The sequence below is a fragment of the Pedobacter alluvionis genome, assembly GCF_003664035.1.
GTDB lineage: Bacteria > Bacteroidota > Bacteroidia > Sphingobacteriales > Sphingobacteriaceae > Pedobacter > Pedobacter alluvionis.
In genome coordinates, this window is sequence record NZ_RCCK01000006.1 from 1 (window position 1) to 2,858 (window position 2,858).

Consider the following 2,858-nt stretch of genomic DNA (forward strand, 5'->3'; position numbering starts at 1 on the left):
GATTGAAGTGGTAGCTGCCGGCTTCACGCCGGCACTACAAACGGAAAGCGGGGACACGCCTATATAGGAGCACAACAACTGCTTTGCAAAAAAAATCAATAAATAGCATCGTAGAAAAAAAACTTTCGGCGCTTACACGCGACTGATAAAAACGGCAAAATTAAAGCTGTCAGACAGCAATGAAAACTTAATGATAAGCAAAAATAGGGTTTGAAAAATAATAGCTATACGCCTGTTTAATCGTAGGAAAACTGATTTTGAAATATTAAACGGATACTTATGAATGGATTAACTTTCCCCTTTACTTATGTCTGATAATAACCAAAATCTTTTTAACTACAATTACAACAAGAACCGAAGCCAGTCCAACTATTAATCCAAAAGCGAATTCTCTAAGTATTGATGGAAAAGAAGGGAAAATATGATGAAGAAAATCAATATTATGCGCAAAGATTCCTCCCGATACCAATATCAGTGCAACCGTTCCTACAATACTTAAAATTTTGATGATAACGGGTAGCGATTTAACCAGTATTTTTCCAATTGCTGAAAAAATACCTTTATCGCCGGAGGCTTTCACTAAACGGTATCCGGCATCATCCATTCTGACAATAAGTGCAACGATTCCGTAAACACCAATTGTGGCCAATAATGCTATCACCGAAACAGTCATAATCTGAATGGCAAGCTTTTCATCCAAAACACTACCTAATGCTATAATGACAATTTCTATCGACAGTATAAAATCGGTTGTAATAGCAGACCTAATTTTTGCCTTTTCTGCTGCAACACTTTCTTGAATTACTTCTTTAGCTTCAACATGTGATGGTTTAGTCCGATGGAAAAAATATTCAACAATTTTTTCTACCCCTTCATACGCCAAATATAAGCCACCCAATATCAGAATTACATTAATTGCAACCGGGAAAAAAACATTGAGCAGCAAGGCAATTGGAACAATAATGAGTTTATTTACCAAAGAACCTTTGGTGATTGCCCATAGTACCGGCAACTCCCTGGAAGAGAGAAAACCTGTCGATTTTTCTGCATTTACGGCTAAATCATCTCCTAAAATACCAGCCGTCTTCTTTGCCGCCACCTTTGCTGTTACAGCAACATCATCCATTAAGGCACTTATATCATCTAAAATTGCAAAAAAACCCGAAGCCATATCTAAATTTATTAATGCTGCAAAATATTAATTCCTTTTTAGATTTAGACAATTACACATCAAATCTTTAAACCTACACATATGAAGTTATGCCAATCATGTTCTTTTAAAGGTAAGTAATATTTATTTACACGGTTTATAACAGTAACAAGCCAAAACTGTTCGAAAAAATCTAAAGAATTTGTAATTGTTAAAACGTAAAATTAGATATATCTATAATTATTAAAATTATAGCGCATTTTTTTTTCTCAGTTGGATAATTCGAATCCGACCCGATGTAAGTGGTCATGATTATAAAGTAACTCTTTTGAGCTTATTTGCAGCGCAACAGCAGTAACCATTAGATTTGGTTCCGTCCTGCAGTCCGTTACTCCGCCAATGAAGAATTGGCTCCGTGCTCACTCCCATCAGGGCTATTAACCAGGGAAAGAAGAAGAAAAACAGGTAAGATATAAACGGATGATGAAAATCCGCTCTGCGCAAATTAGCGTGATCTGCGGGAACAAACCTTTAACTTTTCTTAACGCCTTAATGGTGAGAAAATTTTATGGCTCCATTTACCATTAAGAGATTAAGCACATTAAGAAAAAGAACCTTTGCCTAATCATTTTTAACGTTTGCTGGAACTGAACAGGTAAGATGTAAACGGATGATGGAATGGCCTCTGCGGAGATCAGCGTGATCTGCGGGAACACCCCCTTTAACTTTGCTGAACGCCTTAATAGTGGGAAAAGTTTATTAATCCCATTACCATTAAGAGATTAAGGACATTAAGAAATAGAACCATTGCCTAATTATTTTTAACGTTTGCTGGAACTGAACAGGTAAGATGGAAAACGGAAGATGGAATTGCCTCTGCGGAGATCAGCGTGAACAAACCCTTAACTTTGCTTAACGCATTAATGGTGAGAAAATTTTATAGTCCCCTTTACCATTAAGAGATTAAGGACATTAAGAAAAAGAACCTTTGCCTAATCCCTTTTTAACGTTTGCTGGAACTGAACAGGTAAGATGTAAGACGGATGATGGAATTGTCTCTGCGCAAATTAGCGTGATCTGCGGAAACAACCCTTAACTTTTCTTAACGCCTTAATAGTCAGAAAATTTTATAGCCCCCTTTACCATTAAGAAATTAAGGACATTAAGAAAAAGAAACTTTGCCTAATCATTTTTAACGTTTGCTGGAACTGAACAGGTAAGATGTAAAACGGATGATGAAAATCCTCTCTGCGCAAATTAGCGTGATCTGCGGGAACAAACCCTTAACTTTACTTAACTCCTTAATGGTGAGAAAATTTTATAGCCCCCTTTACCATTAAGAGATTAAGAAAAAGAACCTTTTCCTAATCCTATTTAACGTTTGCTGGAACTGAACAGGTAAGATGTAAAATGGATGATGGAATGGCCTCTGCGCAAATTAGCGTGATCTGCGGGAACAACCCTTAACTTTGCTTAACGCCTTAATGGTGAGAAAAAGTTTATTAATCTAATTACCATTAAGAGATTAAGGACATTAAGAAATAGAACCTTTTCCTAATCCTTTTTAACGCCTTAACAGTTTTAAATAATGTACTTCAAAAAGCCTTTAAACGAAGAAAACCCCTCAACTTATCGTTGAGGGGTTTCTTTTTAAGATCTGGCACCGACCTACTCTCCCACGTGTTACCGCAGTACCATCGGCTCTGGT

At 36.7% G+C, this 2,858-nt stretch carries 1 protein-coding gene; it reads right to left on the reverse strand.

Features of this window, described 5'->3' with window-relative positions:
- Nucleotides 1-301: 301 nt before the first annotated feature.
- Nucleotides 302-1,171, reverse strand: a complete 870-nt coding sequence (locus BCL90_RS00265) for a DUF808 domain-containing protein (RefSeq protein ID WP_121281974.1) — start codon at nucleotides 1,169-1,171, stop codon at nucleotides 302-304.
- Nucleotides 1,172-2,858: the final 1,687 nt, after the last annotated feature.

What these genes read in the sequence shown, in the direction of transcription:
- BCL90_RS00265 (WP_121281974.1), bottom strand. Translation starts at nt 1,171, where the DNA reads ATGGCTTCGGGTTTTTTTGCAATTTTAGATGATATAAGTGCCTTAATG.